Origin of the sequence: Emticicia sp. 17c (assembly GCF_037153985.1) — a bacterium.
Lineage (GTDB): Bacteria > Bacteroidota > Bacteroidia > Cytophagales > Spirosomataceae > Emticicia.
Genome location: NZ_JBBAYI010000011.1, coordinates 159,096 through 181,030, shown reverse-complemented (window position 1 = coordinate 181,030; position 21,935 = coordinate 159,096). Strand labels below are relative to the sequence as shown.

At 38.7% G+C, this 21,935-nt stretch carries 21 protein-coding genes; 11 read left to right on the top strand and 10 right to left on the bottom strand.

The window, feature by feature from the left end; translation table 11 throughout:
- The first annotated feature begins 259 nt into the window (after positions 1-259).
- The 3 genes from WAA15_RS19750 (at position 260) to WAA15_RS19740 (ending at position 1,548) form a co-directional block, all read left to right on the top strand.
- A complete protein-coding gene (locus WAA15_RS19750; RefSeq protein WP_337044557.1) occupies positions 260-664 on the top strand; it encodes a LytR/AlgR family response regulator transcription factor in 405 nt (134 codons plus the stop codon).
- A 419-nt stretch (positions 665-1,083) separates the two neighbouring features.
- A complete protein-coding gene (locus WAA15_RS19745; protein ID WP_337044556.1) occupies positions 1,084-1,239 on the top strand; it encodes a hypothetical protein in 156 nt (51 codons plus the stop codon).
- Between the two features lie 174 nt (positions 1,240-1,413).
- Positions 1,414-1,548 carry a hypothetical protein gene (locus tag WAA15_RS19740; protein WP_337044555.1) on the top strand — a complete coding sequence of 45 codons (135 nt, stop codon included), beginning with the start codon at positions 1,414-1,416 and terminating at the stop codon, positions 1,546-1,548.
- Between the two features lie 52 nt (positions 1,549-1,600).
- Here the strand turns inward: WAA15_RS19740 and WAA15_RS19735 are convergent, their stop codons facing one another.
- The 4 genes from WAA15_RS19735 to WAA15_RS19720 form a co-directional block, all read right to left on the bottom strand.
- The gene (locus tag WAA15_RS19735) at positions 1,601-3,493 is read right to left on the bottom strand and encodes an amidophosphoribosyltransferase (RefSeq protein WP_337044554.1); all 1,893 of its coding nucleotides are present in this window, start codon (positions 3,491-3,493) and stop codon (positions 1,601-1,603) included.
- Positions 3,494-4,049: 556 nt separating this feature from the next.
- The gene (locus tag WAA15_RS19730) at positions 4,050-4,790 is read right to left on the bottom strand and encodes a LytR/AlgR family response regulator transcription factor (protein WP_337044553.1); all 741 of its coding nucleotides are present in this window, start codon (positions 4,788-4,790) and stop codon (positions 4,050-4,052) included.
- Positions 4,791-4,838: 48 nt separating this feature from the next.
- Positions 4,839-5,936, bottom strand: coding sequence for a sensor histidine kinase (locus WAA15_RS19725; protein ID WP_337044552.1), 1,098 nt, complete (start codon positions 5,934-5,936; stop codon positions 4,839-4,841).
- 151 nt (positions 5,937-6,087) lie between these two features.
- Entirely contained in the window at positions 6,088-6,723 is a 636-nt protein-coding gene (locus tag WAA15_RS19720; RefSeq protein ID WP_337044551.1) for a histidine phosphatase family protein, read from the bottom strand.
- Positions 6,724-6,910: 187 nt separating this feature from the next.
- On the opposite strand from WAA15_RS19720, the gene WAA15_RS19715 reads away from it, so the two are divergent.
- Both WAA15_RS19715 and WAA15_RS19710 read left to right on the top strand, forming a co-directional pair.
- Positions 6,911-7,336: a PaaI family thioesterase gene (locus WAA15_RS19715; RefSeq protein WP_337044550.1), complete on the top strand. Its 426-nt coding sequence runs from the start codon at positions 6,911-6,913 to the stop codon at positions 7,334-7,336.
- 164 nt (positions 7,337-7,500) lie between these two features.
- Complete coding sequence (locus WAA15_RS19710) at positions 7,501-8,337, top strand: porin family protein (RefSeq protein ID WP_337044549.1); 837 nt, start codon at positions 7,501-7,503, stop codon at positions 8,335-8,337.
- Positions 8,338-8,410: 73 nt separating this feature from the next.
- Here the strand turns inward: WAA15_RS19710 and ftsH are convergent, their stop codons facing one another.
- Together ftsH and rsfS are read right to left on the bottom strand one after the other, a co-directional pair.
- A complete protein-coding gene (ftsH, locus tag WAA15_RS19705; RefSeq protein ID WP_337044548.1) occupies positions 8,411-10,447 on the bottom strand; it encodes an ATP-dependent zinc metalloprotease FtsH in 2,037 nt (678 codons plus the stop codon).
- Between the two features lie 93 nt (positions 10,448-10,540).
- Positions 10,541-10,951: a ribosome silencing factor gene (gene rsfS / locus WAA15_RS19700; RefSeq protein ID WP_337044547.1), complete on the bottom strand. Its 411-nt coding sequence runs from the start codon at positions 10,949-10,951 to the stop codon at positions 10,541-10,543.
- A gap of 156 nt (positions 10,952-11,107) precedes the next feature.
- On the opposite strand from rsfS, the gene WAA15_RS19695 reads away from it, so the two are divergent.
- Both WAA15_RS19695 and WAA15_RS19690 read left to right on the top strand, forming a co-directional pair.
- Positions 11,108-11,869, top strand: coding sequence for a biotin--[acetyl-CoA-carboxylase] ligase (locus tag WAA15_RS19695; protein WP_337044546.1), 762 nt, complete (start codon positions 11,108-11,110; stop codon positions 11,867-11,869).
- Between the two features lie 147 nt (positions 11,870-12,016).
- A complete protein-coding gene (locus WAA15_RS19690) occupies positions 12,017-12,724 on the top strand; it encodes a DUF4412 domain-containing protein (protein ID WP_337044545.1) in 708 nt (235 codons plus the stop codon).
- A gap of 4 nt (positions 12,725-12,728) precedes the next feature.
- On the opposite strand, the gene WAA15_RS19685 is transcribed toward WAA15_RS19690, so the two are convergent.
- The 3 genes from WAA15_RS19685 to WAA15_RS19675 form a co-directional block, all read right to left on the bottom strand.
- Positions 12,729-15,155, bottom strand: coding sequence for a response regulator (locus WAA15_RS19685; RefSeq protein WP_337044544.1), 2,427 nt, complete (start codon positions 15,153-15,155; stop codon positions 12,729-12,731).
- 254 nt (positions 15,156-15,409) lie between these two features.
- Positions 15,410-15,775: a hypothetical protein gene (locus tag WAA15_RS19680; protein ID WP_337044543.1), complete on the bottom strand. Its 366-nt coding sequence runs from the start codon at positions 15,773-15,775 to the stop codon at positions 15,410-15,412.
- 171 nt (positions 15,776-15,946) lie between these two features.
- On the bottom strand, positions 15,947-16,813 hold the full coding sequence (locus WAA15_RS19675; RefSeq protein WP_337044542.1) for an AraC family transcriptional regulator: 867 nt from the start codon (positions 16,811-16,813) through the stop codon (positions 15,947-15,949).
- A gap of 169 nt (positions 16,814-16,982) precedes the next feature.
- On the opposite strand from WAA15_RS19675, the gene WAA15_RS19670 reads away from it, so the two are divergent.
- The 4 genes from WAA15_RS19670 to WAA15_RS19655 are packed head-to-tail and all read left to right on the top strand — an operon-like array spanning position 16,983 to position 21,362.
- Positions 16,983-17,888 carry a dihydrodipicolinate synthase family protein gene (locus WAA15_RS19670; protein WP_337044541.1) on the top strand — a complete coding sequence of 302 codons (906 nt, stop codon included), beginning with the start codon at positions 16,983-16,985 and terminating at the stop codon, positions 17,886-17,888.
- 6 nt (positions 17,889-17,894) lie between these two features.
- The gene (locus WAA15_RS19665) at positions 17,895-18,896 is read left to right on the top strand and encodes a 4-hydroxyproline epimerase (RefSeq protein ID WP_337044540.1); all 1,002 of its coding nucleotides are present in this window, start codon (positions 17,895-17,897) and stop codon (positions 18,894-18,896) included.
- A 26-nt stretch (positions 18,897-18,922) separates the two neighbouring features.
- Complete coding sequence (locus tag WAA15_RS19660; protein ID WP_337044539.1) at positions 18,923-20,197, top strand: NAD(P)/FAD-dependent oxidoreductase; 1,275 nt, start codon at positions 18,923-18,925, stop codon at positions 20,195-20,197.
- Complete coding sequence (locus WAA15_RS19655; protein WP_337044538.1) at positions 20,190-21,362, top strand: aminotransferase class V-fold PLP-dependent enzyme; 1,173 nt, start codon at positions 20,190-20,192, stop codon at positions 21,360-21,362. Before WAA15_RS19660 ends, WAA15_RS19655 begins: the two co-directional genes overlap by 8 nt.
- A 72-nt stretch (positions 21,363-21,434) precedes the next feature.
- Here WAA15_RS19655 and WAA15_RS19650 read toward each other — a convergent pair whose 3' ends face one another.
- Positions 21,435-21,845: an OsmC family protein gene (locus WAA15_RS19650; protein WP_337044537.1), complete on the bottom strand. Its 411-nt coding sequence runs from the start codon at positions 21,843-21,845 to the stop codon at positions 21,435-21,437.
- Positions 21,846-21,935 lie beyond the last annotated feature (90 nt).

Sequence of the window (21,935 nt, the reverse complement as noted above, 5' to 3'; positions counted from 1 at the left end):
AAAAATTTTCACAAATATATACATATTGTTACAAACTACTATATTTTTACAAATAAGTCAACGTTTAATCTGTTGAAAATATGCTTAAAATATGATACGTAATTTTACGCAATTTCTTAGGGGTAAATACTGAAAATAACCTATTATATTTCACATAAAAAGCTCATAATCAACACATTAACATTATTTTCTTTTTTCTGACTAGTTGCATAATCCTCATTTTGAACTTAAGTTTGAGCTACTAAAATAGCCAAAACTCATGGATAAAATTGATTTTGCACATTCAAAAGTAAAAAGTAAATTTGACAAGTCAGGTAAACTGACTCCAAGCCAGCAAATTAAAGTACATTTTTCGAACAGATGGATTAAAATCCCGTTGAAAAATATTGTGCGCTTGCAAGGCGAATGCAATTATACACTGGTTTATACACAAACACGTGAATATATTGCAGCCAGAACTCTGAAAAACTTTGAAAAGCTCTTAGGAGAGGATACTTTTATCAGGGTTCATAAATCACATATCGTGAATATGATGTTTGTACGTGAGGTGCATGTGCAACACAAAACACGGGAAATTAAAATTGAAGGAGGCGAGCATCTGGAAGTTTCCCGAAGAAGATTAAAGAATGTTATTGATAAGCTTGTTTTTTTTCACAACTCTTAGAGACTTTTTTATGAAATTACGTCTAAATAGAGCTAAGGAAAAAAAACTAACAGTATTATTTCATAATACTTTTTAGTGGTTAGGTGATGAATAAAGCAGCTACTCTTTGAGTGGTTGCTTTTTATTTTAGCGCACTCACATATACACCAGCGTACTCGAAAAGATAGGGAGAAAATTCCCAGATATGTGCCATTAAACAGATACTTCAGAGAATTTTGTGTATAAAAAATTCCCATAAAAACCCCATAAGCCATTGGCATGGAATTTTACTAATTTTCCTTAAAGCAATGGTATAAAAAAACTCTAGCCGCTTAATAAAAATAATTGTAAAAATAGTTTGAAAAACTTAGCGAATATTCGCTTTTCAGCGTAACTTTGCTACCGCAATTTCTCAACAGCAAACAAATAAAAGTAATCCGATGAAAACCGCAACTATGCAACAGAAGGGAATCCTGCCGATTCAGGAAGCTATTGATTTACGCGATGTTTTACGTGTAATTGGCATGAAAGAGGTGACTAGCAATGTTTTTAGCTTACCCAACAAAAAGAAAAAATTAAACGATATTTCTGCATGATTCTTGTGGGTATAACAGCCCGACAATTCATTGCTAATATAAAAGGGTACAGGCTGATAAATTTATCGGTTTGTATCCTTTTAATAATTTTAAGGCATAGCTGTTTTCATTTTTCTGCAAAATGGTAGCCTTTTTGCCAAAGTTTGTATGAGTAGAAATCATAAAATTACTGCTATGGAAAAAAATATTACCCCACTTGCACCTGCATTAAAAAACGAATCATCTGTTACTATCAGAAACGTTTTGAAATTAATTGGCATGAAAGAAGTTGCCACCAATGTTTTTAGTTTACCCACAAAAAACAAATGATAACTTCTTAAGAAGTTATCATTTGTTTTTATGAGCAATATGAAATCTTACTTTAGTAAGCTCTTACCATTTTTCCTTCCATGAAATTCACAAATGCCTGATTTACTACCCGATTACCACCACGAGTAGGGTAATTGCCTGTAAAGTACCAGTCACCTATATGATTTGGGCAAGCCTTATGCAGGTTCTCGACAGTCTGGTATATCATTGACACTTCCGCATTCATGCCTTCGGGCGTTACAATCTCAGCAATCTTGGCCGATACCTCTTCGTCGGTAAACTTATCGTACAATTGTTTTACGAAGTTTTGCTCATAGGCGTTGTTGGTCTGTAAAGCACCTACGCTCTGTGCATATACTTCTTGCTTCATGTATTCAATGCCGTTTTTCTTTAGTAAATCAAGCATTGCCCTGAAAGCCACAAACTCTTTCATTTTTGACATATCAATTCCGTAACAATCGGGGTAACGAATTTGTGGTGCCGACGAAACAATGATTATTTTCTTAGGCCCTAGCCGGTCGAGCATTTTCAGAATACTTTTTTCAAGCGTAGTTCCGCGCACAATTGAGTCATCAATTACTACTACGGTATCAATACCTTTGCGTATTACTTCATAGGTCATTTCATATACGTGTGACACCATTTCGTCTCGCTCATCGTCATTTGTAATGAAAGTACGCAATTTAACATCCTTCGATACCAGCTTTTCAATTCGCGGCCTGAACGATAGCACCCGCTTGATTTCGTCTGAAGACAAATCACCTTCTGTGATTCTTTTCAAACGCCAGTCGGCCAGATATTCTTCCAACCCTTCAACCATTCCAAAGAACGCGGTTTCAGCCGTATTCGGGATATAAGAGAAAACTGTATTTTCTAAATCGTAATCGATTTGTTCGAGTATCTGTGGAATAAGTAACCGACCCAATTGTTTGCGCTCTTCATAAATCTGTGGGTCTGAACCACGAGAGAAATAAATGCGCTCAAAACTACATGACTTTTTCTCGAGCGGTTTCATAATCTGAAACTCGTTATACTCGCCATGTTTGTCAATAATAAGCGCGTGGCCGGGTTGAATTTCTTTTATTTCTTCATAATTGGCATTAAATGCTGCCTTAATTGCGGGTTTTTCAGAAGCCACAATTACTACTTCATCATTAGCCCAATAATAAGCAGGGCGAATACCTGCAGGGTCTCGTACTACGAACGATGCCCCAAAGCCTGTAATACCTGCCATAGCGTAACCTCCATCAAAATCGCGACAAGCACGATACAACACGCGTGGTAAATCCATGTTATCTTCAATGATGTCAGACAAGGCCGGATTTTCATAAATACCTTTAAAACGGTCGAATACCCTTTGGTTCTCTTCATCCAGAAAGTGACCAATTTTTTCCATTACTGTAACGGTATCACCTTTATCTTTAGGGTGCTGCCCTAACTTCACCAGTTTTTTAAACAGCTCTTCTGCGTTGGTCATGTTAAAGTTGCCAGCCATTAACATATTACGGCTACGCCAGTTACTCTGACGCAACATCGGATGGCAATTTTCAATTTCGTTTTTACCATGCGTACCATAACGAAGATGCCCCAACCATACTTCTCCTGAATAAGCCAGATTCTCCTGCAACCATTTAGCATCTTTAAACTTATCAGGATTGTTTCTTAACACGTCACGATACTTCTCATTAATTTTATTGAAAATATCAGTAACAGGACGATTCTCAACCGAACGATACCTACTAATGTATCGGCTGCCCGGTGGTACTTCCAGTTTTACGTTACCAACCCCTGCGCCATCTTGTCCGCGGTTCGATTGCTTTTCCATCAAAACATACAGACGCTTAATACCATAAAGGGGTGTGCCGTATTTATCAATATAATATTGGAGGGGTTTACGAAGACGAACCAGGGCTATGCCACATTCGTGTTTTATGTCGTCGCTCATTATGAAGTTTTGAAGATTGTGTTATACAAATTTCTTAAGAATATATATTCAGTACAAAGAATTTCTTACAAATTTTAAAAAATACTTTTATTGCCTTGCGGGTTATTAAATTCTTAAAAAATTTGCGGGTGCCTTAATCAATTGTTAACGTAAAAAACAGGCTTATTATATTAGCCTTTAGGTTTTTATAACACAATTTTAATGTAATTAATTCAGCTTTCAAAAATTGTTCTAAGATAAAAATATCAGGCTGAGCATCAAAAATTTTTCAGGAATAGCAACGGAAATATTAAATAATCTGTGTAGATACATATATCTTTAATTTTATTTGGAATTTCTTCAAAAAATCCAACTTTATAAATTGTTATATTATTTTTTTATATGCTTATTACAACTCATGCCAAGAGGTTCTTTTGAGCAAAATACATTTGTGTTATAAAAAAATTACAAATATGATTCATGAACAATACTTACAACAAAGCTACCTCGGTATTTACTGAAGTAGCTTTGCTTGACTAATACTGACAGTTGTTGGAAACAGCTTGCAGAACTGCTCTTACAAGCTCATTAAATCTTTAAATTTAATTGCCTGACGGCGCGAAATCTCTATTTTTTCGGGGTTTGAGTTCTTTTCAGCATTTTTGAGTGTAACCAATAACCCACCCGAAAACCACGGCTCAATTTTATCAATCCAAGCCAAATTTATAATATGCTTTCGGTTAGCTCTGAAATATATTTTAGGGTCTAGGCGTTCTTCAAGGCTGTTCAACGACTTCAAAATCATTGGTTTCTGGTCATCAAAATGCAAACGCACATAATTACCCATCGACTCAAACAGACGCACTTTTCCTAATTTTACAAACCAGCATTTTTCACCATCTTTTACAAATACCTGATCGCTTTCACCTAATAGCTTTACCCCTTCTTTGCGCTCAACTTCATGTAATTGTTCTTCTTCTACTCGCTGAATTGCCTCAGCCAGACGCTGCATATCAATCGGCTTCATCAGGTAGTCTAGGGCATTAAACTCAAAGGCTCTCAACGCGTATTCGTCATAAGCAGTGGTAAAAATCACCTCCGGCACTTTACCTTCAATTGCTTCCAGCAATTCAAAACCATTTTTACCGGGCATCTGAATATCCAGAAATAAAAGTTCTGGTTGTAGTTCGTCAATCAGGTTAAGGGCTTCTTCGGCATTAGCGGCCTCGCCTACTATATTAATTTTAGGAAAATTCTCTAACAAACGGCGTAATTCATTGCGTGCCAAGCGTTCATCATCGATAATAAGTGCTTTCATTGTGAGTATTTAACCGATTTTCCGGTACGATGGGTGATTAGTAAAAAATTAACTGGTTACTACGGCCGAAGCCACACTTTTCACTTCTGAACTTGTGCTACGGTTATCTGTATTACTGAGTGGAATCATGATTTCGGCACAAACGGTCAGGTTATCTTCCTGATAAATTCTGAATGATGCCTCGTTTCCATAAAGTAAGTCCAGACGCTGAGCCGTATTTTTCAAACCAAATCCGCCTGATTCAGACTTTGATTCAGTGCCTTGTAACTGGCCGGTATTTCTGATTTTAATATATAACTTGTTTTTAGCAGTACTGGTATTGATTTCAACAAAGCCCCAGTTAAGAGCTTTTTGCACCCCATGCTTAATGGCGTTTTCGACCAACGTCTGGAGCATCATAGGTGGTACTTCTATATTCAGGGTTTCGGGGGCAATATCCCATTTCATTTGCAGGCGTTCTTCGTAGCGTACTTTTTCTAGTGCCAAGTAATCTTCAATGGTACGTAGTTCTTCTTTTAATGATACTGTTTTGCGCCTGTCGGCCAGTAACGAACTCCTTAAAATATTTGATAACTGGGTAATTCCCTGCTGTGCTCTTGAGGGGTCTTCGAGTACTAATGCTCTAATGCTATTTAAGGCATTAAACATAAAATGAGGGTTCATCTGAGCCCTTAGTACTTTTGCCTCTGACTCTTTAATTGATGATTTCAGTTTAAGTTCTTCAATTTCCCGCTGGCGTTTTTCTTCTGAATAATTATAGAAGATATAAATAAGTACCCATACCAGTAGAGGTTTAGCCAGATTAATGAAGTATTCGATAACCAGAATTGGTTTTTGATTGAGTAGTTCGCCTACATATTTTGCATCGAGCGGCAAATTTACCCCTACTACAATAACAGTCATGATAGCCACGCCAAAGCATACTCTAAAGGCCAGTTGCGCAAGACTCAGTTTAATCCAGTTAAGTTTCTTAACAACTATTCTGAAAATATGCGTCAGCAAAATTGCTAAAACAATATTAGCCAGCGCATTAAATATCATAGTGTTGTCGTAGCCATATTGTAAGCTGTACGCAAAAATTTCGTTACAGTTATATAGCGACCACCCCGTTATTTGAAGAAACCAGTATATTTTATTTTTATTCATCAGAAATACGGCTCTGTTCTAGAGAAATAATCTATTGTCAGACATTTTAAAACCGTAATAGTTTTTCATGTAATATAAAAATAAAGCAAAAAGCTCGTACGGGTGTTTTTTATACATCAATGGAAATATGCCTCAATAAACGGAAATATTGTTATTCAGCCAAAGCCATTAAATGGGCTACATCATTTCGGACATCAAGCGTGAAAGCCTTCTGATGATATGAGTAAGTAAGTTTATAAAGACACAGGTTAGTATGCTCAAAATCATCCATAGCCGAAAGAGGCAGGTCGAGCAAGTGTGTCAGTAAAATTCTGATTGCACGCCCGTGCATAGCTACCAGTATTGTTTCCTCTTCAGGGCGCGACAGAATAGTTTCGAAAGCCACTTTTTGTCTTGCCATTACATCTTCTGGTGTTTCTCCACCTTTAGCCGCCGGAATATTGGTTTCTCCTTTTCTCCATCGTTGCAATACATCCAGATAAAACTCATCTTGCTGGTAGTTAGGAGCTGTTCCTTCTTTTTCGCCCCAGCTTATTTCGTTCAACCCTTCAAGGCTTTCAAAATCAATACCGAGATTAATAAATTCCTGAACACTCTGAACAGTTCGACGTAATTTTGAAGTATAAATTTTATGAAAGGGGATGTCTTTGTAAGCATCAAAAAATGCACGTGCTTGTGCAAATCCTAAATGATTCAGGTCTGAATCTACTCCGCTTCCTTGAACAATTCCTTTTCTGTTAAATTCTGTTTCTCCGTGACGAATCAGATAAATTGTTTTAGTTGACAAAATGGTAATTTTTAGATTAATCAAACAAAAGATTGAAAGTTTATAAAACAAAACTTAGTTTTAGCTTTCAATCAGAACTCGTTTCCAAAATTACAAAAACTTTAAGCACAGACACACGTTTTTCAGGATTTTTTAAGGAAACCTCTCCCATTAAAGCAGATATTCATTTATAATTAACATTAAAACTATGTTTAAGAAACATCTTGATTTTGAAAAACTAAAATTAGTGAATACAAACTCAATGGGCGAACACCTCGGCATTGAGTTTGTGGAAATTGGCGAAGACTATGTTACTGCCCGTATGCCTGTTGACCACCGTACCTGCCAACCCTTCGGGATTCTGCACGGCGGAGCGTCAGTAGCATTGGCCGAAACACTCGGAAGCATTGCTTCTTTCATGACCCTCGATGACCCCACCAAACAACAAGCCGTTGGCCTTGAAATTAATGCCAATCATATTCGTTCTGTTAGTAGTGGCAACTGGGTTTATGCCAAAGCTACTCCGTTACATTTAGGGCGCACTACCCACATCTGGGATATTAAAATTACAAATGAAGAACAAAAACTGGTTTGCGTTGTAAGATTTACAGTGGCAATTCTGGGAAATAAATAATAATTGTTAAATATTATTTTGTTTTTCTGGACGTGGTTTTCAGGCTTGGGGGCTAGCTCTTATGGCGTGATTTTTGCTTTGTTCCAACCTAAATACACACTTTTAACCATTACTGAATATATACTATTATTACACATAAATATTGCTACTCATACAAATCATCTATGAAAAAAAAATTAATATTGCTATTGAGTCTGGTATCTACATCGTTATTGGCACAAGTAAAACAAGACACCCTGAGTACTCCGAAGGATTCGGTAAAGATTACGCCTTTTGTTATCAATGATGAAAAACCACAGAAAAAACGCAAAAAGGTAGCCGAACCCGACACCACCATGAGCTATGCCGACGAATACAAAAGAGATAACGTTGGGTTTCAGTGGGGTGTTAGAGGAGGTATTAATCTGGGAAGTTTTACAACCAAAGAAGTAAACGTGGTTAGGGTAACATCTAGTGGAACACCCCTATTAGAGAATAATCGAATTGTAAGAGACCAAGTTTTATCAAACAAAGAAATGGTACTTGGTTATCTGGGAAGTTTTTTTATCAGGCTTACCAAAGGTTCTTTTTTCTTGCAACCTGAGCTTACTTATACGCAAAAGGGCGGCAAGTTTGATATTATACAAAGCAATGGCCAGTTATTTAAGCGTGTTAATACTACTTTATCGGTAATTAATGTGCCTGTTCTGCTAGGAATACGTTTCAGGCAAGGAAGGATTTTTGCGGGCCCAATGGTTGAGTTTCCAATCAGTTTCAATTCGGCGTTAGAAGATGCCGTTAAAACTTATACTATTAAAGATTTCAAAAAAGATTTAGTCAAACACCCTTATTTTGGTGTGAGTGCGGGTATTGGGTTTGAATTTCATCGTTTCTTTATTCAAGGTCGTTTTGAGACCTCAATGGGCAATATGATTGATTATGAAATTGGGCCAAACAGCAATCCTTCAAAATTACAGATTTCTTCCAAAGCCTTAGTGTTGTCTATCGGGTTAGTTAAGTAATAAGATATTCATAAAAATAAAAACAGTTGCCGGAATACCCGACAACTGTTTTTTATATGGACTAAAGCAAAGATTAGGCGTTTTCTTCAACCTTTTTCTCGCTTTTATCATTCTTTTTATCTTTTTCTTTGATACTGTTATCGCTATCACTATCCATAAACTCCTGATAGTTGGTTAGTTTTTCAAAAGGTCTTTTACCAATAAGCTCAACTAAGTCAGACTGATAAATGATTTCTTTTTTCAACAATTCCTGTGCGATTTTCTCTAATGCTTCACGTTTTTCGATTAATAAATCTTTTGTACGTGTGTAAGCCTGTTCTATTAGTTTTTTAACCTCTTCATCAATAATTTTTGCTGTTTCTTCCGAATAAGGTTTTGTAAACGAATACTCGCCCTGACCTTTTGAATCGTAGAAAGATACATTACCGATGCGGTCGTTCATACCATAGATGGTAGTCATGCCATAAGCACTTTTAGTTACTCTTTCAAGGTCACTCAAAGCACCTGTTGAAATTTTCCCGAACACAACTTCTTCGGCAGCGCGCCCTCCGAGGGTCATACACATTTCGTCGAATAGTTGTTCTGTCCGATACAGATATTGTTCTTTTGGCAGGTATTGGGCATATCCTAATGCTGCAATACCACGTGGCACAATACTTACTTTTACCAGCGGGTTGGCATGCTCAAGGAACCATCCAGCTACGGCATGGCCTGCTTCGTGGTAAGCCACAATTTCTTTCTCTTCTGGTGAAATAAGTTTGTTTTTCTTTTCTAAGCCACCAATTTCACGGTCAATTGCATCATGGAAATCCTGCATATCAATTGCGCTCTTTCCACGGCGAGCCGCTAATAAAGCTGCTTCATTACAAACGTTGGCAATCTCGGCACCTGCAAAGCCAGGCGTTTGTGCTGCCAGTTTTTTAATATCAATTGAATCGGCTAATTTTAGAGGTCTCATGTGTACCTTGAAAATAGCTTCACGACCATTCAAATCGGGGGTATCAACACTTATCTGGCGGTCAAAACGGCCCGGACGCATCAAGGCAGAATCCAGTACATCAGGGCGGTTAGTAGCTGCCAGAATAATAATACCGGCATCAGACCCAAAACCATCCATTTCAACCAATAGTGAGTTCAATGTGTTTTCACGCTCATCGTTTGCACCCGGCATTGCACCACGCCCACGCGAACGCCCAACGGCATCAATCTCATCAATAAATATAATACAAGGTGCTTTTTCTTTGGCTTGTTTAAAGAGGTCACGCACACGTGCAGCACCCACACCTACAAACATTTCGACGAAGTCAGAGCCTGAAAGTGAAAAGAAAGGAACACTTGCTTCGCCGGCAACAGCTTTAGCCAAAAGGGTTTTACCAGTACCCGGAGGGCCTACTAAAAGGGCTCCTTTCGGGATTTTACCTCCTAGTTCGGTATATTTTTTAGGTGTTTTCAGGAAGTCTACAATCTCTTGTAGTTCTTCTTTGGCTTCTTCCAGACCTGCTACATCACTAAAGGTAATTTTTACTTTACTGTCAGCATCAAATAATGCCGCTCTTGATTTACCAATATTGAAAATAGCGCCACCGGGGCCACCACCTCCAGCCATACGGCTCATCAGGAAATACATTAAGCCTAGTACCAGAACGAAAGGGAAAAAGCTCCAAAACATATTCATAATGTTCTCTCTTTCAATACTTTCAGGATAAAGCGACTGGCGGTAATTTTCCTCAATAGGTGCGTTTTTCAAAAATTCACGGTAATCGTTCATGAAAGACTCTTCCGACACAATATTGATTTTGAGGTGTGGTCCACTAACAAACTTGTTGTTTCCTAATTCCTTTGTGTATTGAGGTTTTTGCAGGGCCTCGCGGGTAAGCGTAATTTCAACGGTGCGGTTTCCTTGAACTACGGCTACGCTTTGAACGTCTTTTTGCAAAATCATTTGCTCCAACTGCTTATACTTGATAGGCGAAAGTGTTGCTTGCCTTGAATAGAGCAAAAAGCCTACAATTCCGATAATAATAGCCGCTACAATCCATCCCTGCAAACCTCCACCACCACTATTTTGTGGTTTTTTCTTTGGAAAGTCATTACTGTTGTTCTCTGACATGTTCTTGTTTTTTCAAAGTTTAATGCAATTATTATTAATACAGAAAACCTTTACAAAAATTGCTCAACTGTAAAGGTTCTTTTTGGTTAAACGTCAATCTATTAGTATTTGTTTAAGTGGTTCTGGTTCCATACTTTCAGCAATTTCGGTCAGTTCGGCATCACCCCATAATGATTCAAGGTCATAGAACTTACGACGGTCCTTTCTGAAAACATGTGCTACCACGTCAACGTAGTCTAGTAAAATCCATTCTTTGTTTTGTTTACCCTCCTGATGCCAAGGGTGCAGTCTTGAAGCCTTAAATATTTCTTCATCTATCGAAGTTGCAATTGCGTCAATTTGTGTGTCAGTATTACCCGAACAAATAACGAAAAAGTCAGTAATCGCATTTTTCACATTTCTCAAATCCATTACCACAATATTAGCCGCCTTTTTCTCTAACATTCCGTGTACTACCAAGCGGCAAAGTTCTTCACCTGAAAGTTCTTTATTTTTTTCTATCATGTTTTAATTTTGCAAGAAATATGTCGGTTGTATGCTCTTCAAAAGGAGAGATTTCTGCGGCATATCTCAGAATAACAGTTTATTTTCTATCTAAATATATATTTAAAACTATAAAATAGCAATATTTTATAGTGAAAACGCTAAATTAATAAAAAGTTGCACAATTTTCAGCCCAAAACTCTATTTCTTGGCAAAAATATCGTTTATCTGCCAAGTTGTCATTCTACTAACGACATAGCCGCAGAAAAAATTCAAAACGAATCAATTTTTGATGGCACAGTTGTCATAACATCTGACCAAACCGCCGGAAGAGGACAACGTGGCAATAGTTGGGAGGCTCTTCCGGGGCAGAATATTACCATGTCGGTCATTCTAAAACCTGATTTTCTAAGTGCTTCTTCACAGTTTCAGCTAAATATTGCTGTTTCATTGGGTGTACATGATTTTCTGAGCAGGTACATACCTGAAGGTTTAAGTATAAAGTGGCCAAACGATATTTATGTGGGCAACCGGAAAATGGGCGGCATACTTATCGAAAATACTTTAGCTGGCAGCCGTATAAGCCATGCCATTGCAGGTATTGGCCTGAATATAAATCAGTTAAGTTTTTCAGACAGCAAGGCCATATCATTAAGGCTAGCAACCCGTCAGGATGAGTTTGATCTGGAACAACTGATAGGCGACCTTTGTGTGTCACTTGAAAAATACTACTTACAGTTAAAAAACGGCCATGCTGCTACTCAGAAAAAACAATATTTGCAGCACTTGTTCCGATATCAGGAGAATCATTATTTTAAAAAGGATGGTATTCGTTTTATAGGCAAGATTGTAGACATCGCCAGCAATGGGATGCTTATGATTGAAGTTGATGGCATTATTGAACATTTTGATTTCAAAGAAGTATCGTTTGAAATATAAAACAAAACTGTTTTCAGCATAAGCCCCATCCACTTAATAAATACTTTGTTACTTAGTATGCCAGCTACTATAATACGCCTCATACATTTTCGTTTCAATGGAGGCTTGTTTCATGAAGTACCAACATTTATAACCTTAGTTTTAATCATGAAAAACTTACTGTTTATTTTACTTATTTCTTCATTAACCAATGGGTTGGTTGCTCAAAATCCTACTGACATCAGAAAAGCGATGACTGGCGGGCAAAAAGTGAAAGTAAAACCTGAATATAACTTTGCGGGTTCGCTCAAATTTGAAACGACCTCTACCAACAAAGGAAAATCTTATAAAGGTGAACAAACATGGTATTTCCCGAAAAATAACGAGTCAATTTTTGGCATTAACATGAATATGGGGCAAGGCAAAAATATGCGTGCTGTTATTGATTATACTGATAATACCATGATAATGTTTATGGAAGAACAAAAGGTAGTAATGGGAATGTCGGTTGATATAGAGAAATCGATGAAAGACATTCAGAAAGACCCTAAAAAGAAAACCTCGACCCCTCGAAAGACCGGACGTACCAAAACTATTTTAGGGTATAGTTGCGACGAGTGGGTAACAGAAAATGCTGATTATTCGACTTCAGTCTGGATGAGCGAGAAAGTGCCTATTGCTTCGGCTAATTTCTATAAAGTGATGGCTCAGCAACTAGCTAAAAGCACAGGCACACCTATGCCAACCGATATGAAGGGGGTTCCGCTAGAAGTACAAACCACTAACAAAGCCACCAACGATAAATATAGTATGGTTTGCAAAGAAGTAAGCAATAAACCTATTAAGTTTTCGACCTCGGGCTACAAAACCATGTAAGTTTCTAGCGATGCAAATAATTTTCAATTTTGCCTAAAATTTCTTTCTGACGATACGGTTTTGGCAGGTAATCGTCGAAACCCGCTTCTTCAAGCGCACTTGAATCTTTCAGGAACACATCGGCTGTAAGGGCAATAATAAATGGCTGGTCATCGTCCTGATAGGCTTCTCTGATGAGTTTCGAGGTCATAATGCCATTAATACCCGGCAGCTGTATATCCATAAATATCAGGTCGAATTTCTTTTTCTTCGATTCTGCTACGGCTTTTTCGCCGGTATCTACCATATCGAACTCGTCCATTACACCTTCCAGAATCCGTTTAAGAATTTTCTGGTTAAATTCATTATCTTCTACTACGAGCACGCTGTGGTCGGTCAGAATTTTCTGAGGTTTATCTTCACGTTTTTGAACCTGCTGCTGTACTACGGTTTTAAACACCCATTTTTCAACCATTTTCATGAGGTTTTTCAACTTCAATGGTTTGAGTAGCATATCGGCATACCCCAGTTTCTCATATTCTTTTGCATCTTTATCATGGGTATACGACATCATTACTACGGGTACATGCGCAGGCACGCCATTTTCTCTGAAAAACCTGATGGTTTTTTCTAATTGTCCTCTCATCAGGGTAGCATCAACCAATATCAACGAAGGCTGCGAATGAGGTGCCTCAAAAAACTGTTCTGGTTTTTCAAAAGCTACGAGCTTCATCTTTTTATCAGTAAAATACTGCTGGAAAGTCTCAACAGCTTCTTGGCTGTCTAGGGTCCAGATACAGGTATCAGTTTCTGAGTATTTATTAAATAAATCACCCAGAAGTACTGGTTTCAGGTCAGTATTTTCAAAAGGTACTTCAAAGAAAAACTCTGCGCCCTCACCAACTTTACTTTTTACGCCTATCTGCCCGCCCATCATTTCGGTCAGGCGTTTACAAATAGCCAACCCAAGCCCTGTTCCGCCTGAATGCTTGTTGGTAAGTTGCTTAAAGCGGTCAAATATGATTTCCTGTTCGTTAGGTTCAATGCCTTTGCCTTGGTCAATTACTTTACACGACAAAATGGTTTTGTTATCAATATGTCTTGCCGAAACCTTAACCGTTACCCAACTTCCGTTTGGCGAAAACTTAACGGCATTTGAAATAAAGTTCAGTATTATCTGGCGTAGCCTGTTTCTATCTGCTCTGATGTATACTGGCAGATTCGGGTTTAGCATAACTCTTAACTGAATATCTTTTTCGAGCGCAGTGGCATAGAATACATCTACGCAATCGTCAAACAGTTCGACAGACGAGAATACTTCTGGCTGAATCAGCAACTCTCCTGCTTCTATTTTAGAATAATCGAGAATATCATTAATTAATGAAATAAGGCTTTCTCCGCTTTTCTTGATAATATTAACGAGTTCAAATTGTTCGTCAGACAACGCCGTATTTTCAAGTAAACTTACCGCCCCTATCACCCCATTCATCGGCGTACGGATTTCGTGGCTCATATTAGCCAGAAAAGTGGTTTTCATCACGTTGTCGCGCCTTTCTTTCTCGGCCAGATGTATCAACTGGTGGTTAATTTCCTGCAAGCGTTCTTCAACTTGTTCTTCGATGGTTACATCTTCAAAAATCCAGATTCGGCCTGTATAACGGTTTACATGAATTACCTGTGTAATTACGTTATAAGTTCTATTGATAGGTGCATTAAATTTCCAACGCCAGCGGTCAATCGAATTCGAGAACATCAACTCCTGTGTTTTGGCTTGCACTTCTTCTTTATTCTGGAGTTTGTTCATTAAATCGTTAAAGCCCTCTGTAATTTTTTGTGTCGTAATTGGTTCGTCGGTCGAGAAACCAAATAAGTCATAGGCTTTTGTATTCAAGAATACACCATTGGCGCTTTCGTCAACAAAAACGATAGGAATCGGGCTTTTACTGAGTATGGATTCAAAGCGGATTTTTAGTTCTGTCAGGTCAGTAGTAGTCTGGTAGGTCGAAATAATTTCTTCAAGCCTGATTTTGCAGAGTAAAGAAAAATATCGGTAATCGCTATGAACGGGCGTATCAAAAGCACAGATTTTTACCAGAAGGCCAGTAGTATGGTCGGTTTTAATTGACTGAACAATAACTTTTTTCTCTTCGTTTGCGAAGCTAAAAACCGAAGCATCTTCTTCGATCAGTTTAAACGCGGTATCTGTTAAACTATTTACTCTGCAAAACGGAAGTTTAAGCCCCACAAGAGAAGCATCTGAACTGTAAGCTATTTCAGCAACATCAGAAGGCAAGAAATGTACATAGTAAATTTTTTCTGCGATATCTAACTTCATCAACGATGCCAATAACACATCCATCATGTTATCTATGGTATTGCTGATTCCGATAGTACTTTTAAAAAATCTGACGTATTTATTCGACCAGAGTACTTGCTCTTCTGAATCTATCATTTGTGTATTATTTTGAGGCTTATAATTGGGTATATAAGTGCCTAGATAATATTAAGACATCTGTTACCAGAAATAAAGCAAAAATCAAGCCAAGCTATTGAGTAAAATAGCCTGAAATAAATAATTTTAATACGTAATAATGATTGCAGTAACTTAAGAAAATTTCAGATTTTAGGCAGCAAAAAGGTATTCGTGATAATTACCCGATTTTCAATAATTACCTTCCATAAATACAGCCTGACATGTAAATAAAGTTAACTTAATTGGCTGGCCTCCTCCTGAATAATATTTATGAACGCATCAATATCAGCAAATAATTTATTTGACTCCGCATTGTTTACATCAAAGTTGGGGTCATTTTTAGCTTTTACTTCAAATTTTTTCATCCTGTCTGACAACTCTATGCCTCCCACAAAACCTACTGCCGGACTAATAGAGTGGATTTTTTTCAATATTTTATCCTTATCATTAATTGCCTGTAAAGTTTTTATTTCTTCTATTTCTTCGGGCATAATAGATAAAAAATCGCCAAAAACCTCTAGCAAATAATCTTCAGAATCGTAATTTTCCAGAATAAAATCTTTATCAAGAACCGGATTAAACTGATGAGTTTCAAACATATTTCAATATATTAACTATGACTAAATTGTGTTTTTATTATAAGGTATATACGCAAAACATACGATATGGTTTTACATTTGTCAAAATTTTTAGTCATCAGCAATACTGAACTAGTGAGTCAAAAACTATACCATACAAGCCCAAGCAAACAAACTTATTGTTATTAAATTTTATCTGGCCGAATCGTACTGCCGCAGATACAGCCCGGGAGCCATCTTCATACGTTGCTTAAATTGCCTGTTAAAGTTAGACACATTATTAAATCCACTGGCAAAGCAGATTTCCAGTACACTACTATTGCCGCTTTGTAGCATACGGCAGGCATGCCCGATACGAATGTCGTTCAGAAAAGCCGAAAAAGTTTTTCGGGTTCGTAATTTAAAAAAACGACAGAAAGCGTTGGGGGTCATATTGGCGATTTCGGCTACTTCGTCGAGTATGATTTCTCGGGCATAATGCTGCATTAAAAACTCAAATACAGCATTAATCCGCTGATTATCGAGTTCTTTTCTGGTATTCTGATAAGTAATACTCGACAGAAATTCTTTTTGGGGAGAAACAGAAATTTCGTCCAGAATCTTAAGGAAAGTCAGCAGTTTTTCAAAGCCTTGTTTTTCAGCAATCGATTCTATTAGCTGTGTTAACGCATTAGCTTCATTGTTCCGTATTCGGAACCCCCTCGACGACTCGCTCAGTAATATTTTCAAATGCTGGGTTTCGGGTATATCAAAGAAATGTTCGCCCAGAATATCCCCCCTGAAATAAACAGAAACCGAATGTGCCCTTAAACGACTTGTATAATATTCTTTGTCATTCCGAAACACATGGGGCAGATTACTACCCAGAAAATAAATATCATAAGGCTGAAACCGCGCTACTTTATCGCCCACAAAATGTGTTCCTGTACCTTCGAGCATCAGCGTTATCTGCCATTCAGGATGAAAATGCAGCGTATCATAAAAATGTGGCAGGTCGTCAACCTGTACTCTGAACGATTCAACCTCGGTCTTGGGAATTCTGAATAGCAGTGGCTTCATTCTGGAATTATTTCAATAACAGATACTAATTTATCTTTATATTTTTTATCTGACAAACATTTGGGGTAAAAAAGTATAAGCAATGGCATAATAAAGATAAGTTTATGTATGGCAAGTTAGCTAGTTTTGCAATGATAAAACCTCAACATATATTTCAATATTTATAGATATGAAACCTTCCTGGACAGGCGTTTACCCAGCAGTTACCACTAAGTTTTTTCAGGACGAAAGTCTTGACCTCGAAACTTTCTCGTTTAACATCAACGAGCAAATAAAAGCAGGTGTACATGGCATTATTATCTGTGGTTCGTTAGGTGAAAATGGCACTTTAACTAACGATGAAAAACTAACATTACTTGAAACCGCCAAAAATACCATTGCAGGGCGAGTACCATTAGTTATTTGTATTGCCGAGTGCATCACGCGTGAAGCCATTGCTTTTGCGAAAGCCTGCGAACAAACAGGTGCCGAAGGCTTTATGCTGCTTCCGCCTATGAGGTACCCTTCTGACGACAGAGAAACATTGCATTATCTGCACAAAGTGGCTGATTCGACCGACCTCCCAGTGATGGCTTATAATAATCCTCTGGCTTACAAAACCTTCATTTCTATTCCGATGTTTCATGACCTTGCGGCGAATCCGCACTTTGAAGCCATGAAAGAATCGACGGGTGATATTCGTTACATGACAGATATTATCAATGAATTTGGCAACAGATTCAAGATACTTTCTGGCGTTGACGATTTGGCTTTTGAGAGCCTTGTAATGGGTGCCGATGGCTGGGTTGCTGGCTTAGTTGATGCTTTCCCGCGTGAAAGTGTTGTCATTTACGAACTCGTAAAACAAGGGCGTATCGAAGAAGCACGGGCTATTTACCGCTGGCATTTTCCGCTCATGCACCTCGATGTTTCAACTAAATTTGTACAAAATATCAAATTAGCCGAAGTTGCTACGGGCTTGGGTACTGAGTGGGTACGCGAGCCACGCTTACCACTTGTAGGCGAAGAACGTGAAAGAGTGCTGAAAATCATTAACGATGCACTGGCCAAAAGACCCGTTTTACCTCAAATTTAATTAGCCATGACCAAGACTTTTTTTTGTATTGATGCCCATACCTGCGGAAATCCGGTGAGGCTGGTGGCAGGTGGCGGCCCTGTGCTGGAAGGCAAAAATATGTCAGAGAAAAGACAGCATTTTCTGCGTGAGTACGACTGGATTCGGAAAGGGTTGATGTTTGAACCTCGTGGACACGACATGATGTCGGGCAGTATATTGTATCCGCCACATGACCCTCAGAACGATGTTGCCGTATTATTTATTGAAACCAGTGGTTGCTTGCCAATGTGTGGGCATGGCACTATTGGAACTATTACAATTGCCATTGAGCATGGCTTAATTCAGCCTAAAAAACCCGGATTCGTCAGAATGGAAGCACCTGCCGGATTAGTTATGATAGAATACAAACAAGAAGGCAACAAAGTTAAGTCAGTAAAACTAACCAATGTCGCCTCTTTTCTGGCAGCCGAAAATATTGAAGTAGAATGCCCTGACCTCGGCCTGCTGAAAGTAGATGTAGCCTATGGCGGGAATTATTACGCCATTGTTGATGTGCAAGAGAATTTTCCGGGTCTTGAGCACTTCAAAGCCGACCAGCTAATCAGTTGGGCAAGGGTGCTACGTGAACGTATCAATGCAAAGCATTCGTTTGTTCACCCCGAAAACCCAACCATTAACGGTTTAAGCCATATTGAGTGGACAGGCAAAACGATTGACCCTGCTTCAACGGCACGTAACGCAGTTTTTTATGGCGACAAAGCCATTGACCGCTCCCCCTGTGGCACAGGTACTTCGGCACGTATGGCCCAGTGGGCCGCTAAAGGCAAACTGAAACAAGGCGATGAATTTATTCATGAAAGCATTATTGGGAGCAAATTTATTGGGCGTATAGAAGGCACCACCAAAGTGGGTAATTTCGACGCAATTTACCCAAGTATTGAAGGCTGGGCCAGGGTATACGGCAACAATACCATTACGATTGATGACCAAGATGACCCCTACGCTTTCGGTTTTCAGGTTATATAAAACAACATTAAAGATACGTTCATTTCATGGCTAAGCAAAATAACTTACCTCGGGTTGTTATTATAGGCGGAGGCGTTATAGGTTTATATTCAGCTTATTACCTTCAGCAAAATGGTTATCAAATTACTATCGTCGAAAAAACCGATGGCTCTGATGGCTGTTCGTACGGCAATGCCGGCATGATAGTCCCTAGCCATTTTATTCCGCTGGCAGTACCCGGCATGATAGAGAAAGGAATCAGATGGATGTTTAATGCCGAGAGCCCTTTCTATGTAAAGCCACGCCTCAACTGGGACTTGCTCACATGGGGTTTAAAATTCTATCAGGCAGCCAATAACAAACAGGTGTCAAAAGCTATGCCTGCCTTGCGTGACATCAGCTTATTGAGCAAAAAACTTTACCAGACTTTTGCCAGCGAAACAGGTTTTGACTTTGCATTTGCCGAAAAAGGCTTAATGATGCTTTGCAAAACCCAGCATTCTTTTGATGAAGAGGCATCAGTGGCCGAAACCGCTAATAAACTAGGCATAGAAGCAAAGGTTTTATCAGTGCCAGAATTACACCAGTTAGAACCTGAAATTAAGCCTGACGTAGCCGGTGCCGTGTATTATCCGGGTGATGCACATCTTTACCCGAACATTCTCATAAAAAACTTAAAAGACTTATTACAGAAATCGGGTGTGAGTTTTTTAAACGACACCGAAATAACAGGGTTTGATATTAATGGCAACACTATCAGCAGTATCAGAACACAAACGGGCAACACTATTGCGGTTGAAGAACTGGTAATTGCCACAGGCTCGTGGTCGCCTATACTAGCTCGGCAACTGAACATTAACTTGCCTATGCAGGCAGGTAAAGGATACAGCACCACATACCAGCAAGTAGCAGGCAAGCAACTCAACATTCCTTCCATTTTGCTCGAAGCCCGTGTAGCCATTACGCCAATGGCAGAAAACCTTATCAGGTTTGGAGGTACTATGGAGATAAGCGGCATTAATTCTCATATAAACATGAATCGTGTAAGAGGTATTATCAAAGCCGTGCCAGCGTTTTTTCCTGACTACCCAATTGAGGTACCCGCACAAGATAAAGTCTGGTATGGTTTACGGCCTTGTTCGCCCGATGGGCTGCCTTATATAGGGCGTACACAAAAATACAAGAACCTGATTATTGCTTCGGGCCATGCCATGATGGGTTTAAGCCTCGCCCCTGCTACCGGAAAACTGGTACAGGAAATAATTACCCAACAACAGCCAAGTATTGATATTTCGCTCTACGACCCAGAAAGATATGACTAATCAGATAAATTTGTTTGCCCTCGACGAAGGCGTCACTTATTTGAATGGAGCAGCCTATTCACCTATGCTCAAAAGCTCAATTGAAAAAGGCTCAGAAGGAATGCTACTGAAAGCAAGCCGTCCTTTTAGTATCAGCCCACAAAATCATTTCGAAACCGCTGACCATGTGCGCCAGCTTTTTTCGCGCCTGATAAACATAAAACACCCGCAGAGAGTAGCAATTATAACATCGGTTTCGTATGGCTTGGCGGTAGTAGCCAATAATTTGCATCGTTTACCAGCCATTCAACAAAAGAAACATATTATTCTGATTCAGGATGAATTCCCGAACAATGTATATGCTTTTGAGCGGATAAGCAAAGAGCTATCACTTGAGTACCTGACCATTTCAAAACCAGAAAAAACCGAGAATCGCGGCAAAATCTGGAATGAGCGTATCCTGAATGCCATTACCCATGAAACCGCCATGATAGTAGTTCCTCATGTACACTGGATTTATGGGGTAAAATTTGATTTGAAACAAATTTCAGAACGCTGCAAAGCGGTAGGAGCTTTGCTGGTAGTGGATGCTACGCAATCGCTCGGGGCTATGAACTTTGATGTGGAAAACATACAGCCCGACGCTGTTATTACAGCAGGCTATAAATGGCTTTTAGGGCCTTATGGCATCGGACTAGCTTATTTTGGAGCGTTTTTTGATGAAGGAAAACCTGTGGAAGAATCATGGCTTAACCGCGCTAATAGTGATAATTTTGCCAGATTAATCAACTACGAACAAGCGTATCGTCCGATGGCTCAGCGGTATAACTCAGGCGAATATTCACAGTTTATACAAATGCCTATGTTGGAAAACTCGCTCAGCCAGATTTTAGATTGGGGCGTTGATAACATTCAGGCTTATTGCCAGCAAATTACTCAGAAACCAATTGAAGCACTGGTAAAACTAGGCTGTAACCTTGAAGCAGAGGCTTTCAGAGGAAGCCATTTGTTGGGCATTTCATTACCCGATGGCATTGATAATCAGATTTTTACTGATACATTACTTAAACACAGAATTATTATTTCAAATCGTGCAGTAGCTATTCGGGTTTCGCCCAATATCTATAATACAGAAAACGATTTATGGGCTTTAACCGAAGTTTTAGAAAAAAGTCTCACCAAATGAGATACCTCAATTGATTATTAAAAAAAACGAGGGTATAATGCAAACATGATACCCTCTGAATAAACCTATTATTTATGCAAGTGTAGCGTCAACTGTTATTTTGGTATTCAACAACTTCGAAATTGGACAATTAGCTTCAGCGTCAGCCACGAGTTCATCGAATTTTTCTTTTGAAATATCAGGCACTTTTGCCGTCAGAATCAGGTGAGAAAGAGTAATTTCACCATTTTCGAAAGTAATTTCGCATTTGGTTTCTAGGCTCTCAGGAGTAAATCCGGCACCAGAAAGGTTAAAACTCAGTTTCATGGTAAAACAACCAGCATGAGCGGCTGCCACTAGTTCTTCAGGATTGGTGCCTACGCCCTCAGCAAAACGAGAGTTAAAAGAATACTGTGTCTGATTTAAAACTGTGCTTTGGGTGGTTAAGTGCCCGTTACCTTCTTTACCTGTTCCTTGCCAAAAGGCGGTTGCGTTTCTTTTCATTTTGTTGAATTTTTAGATTTACAATTTTTTAAAAGCAAAAGTAAGGTTGTACTAGTTGCTTTTTCAAAATATTTAAACATTTTGATTACA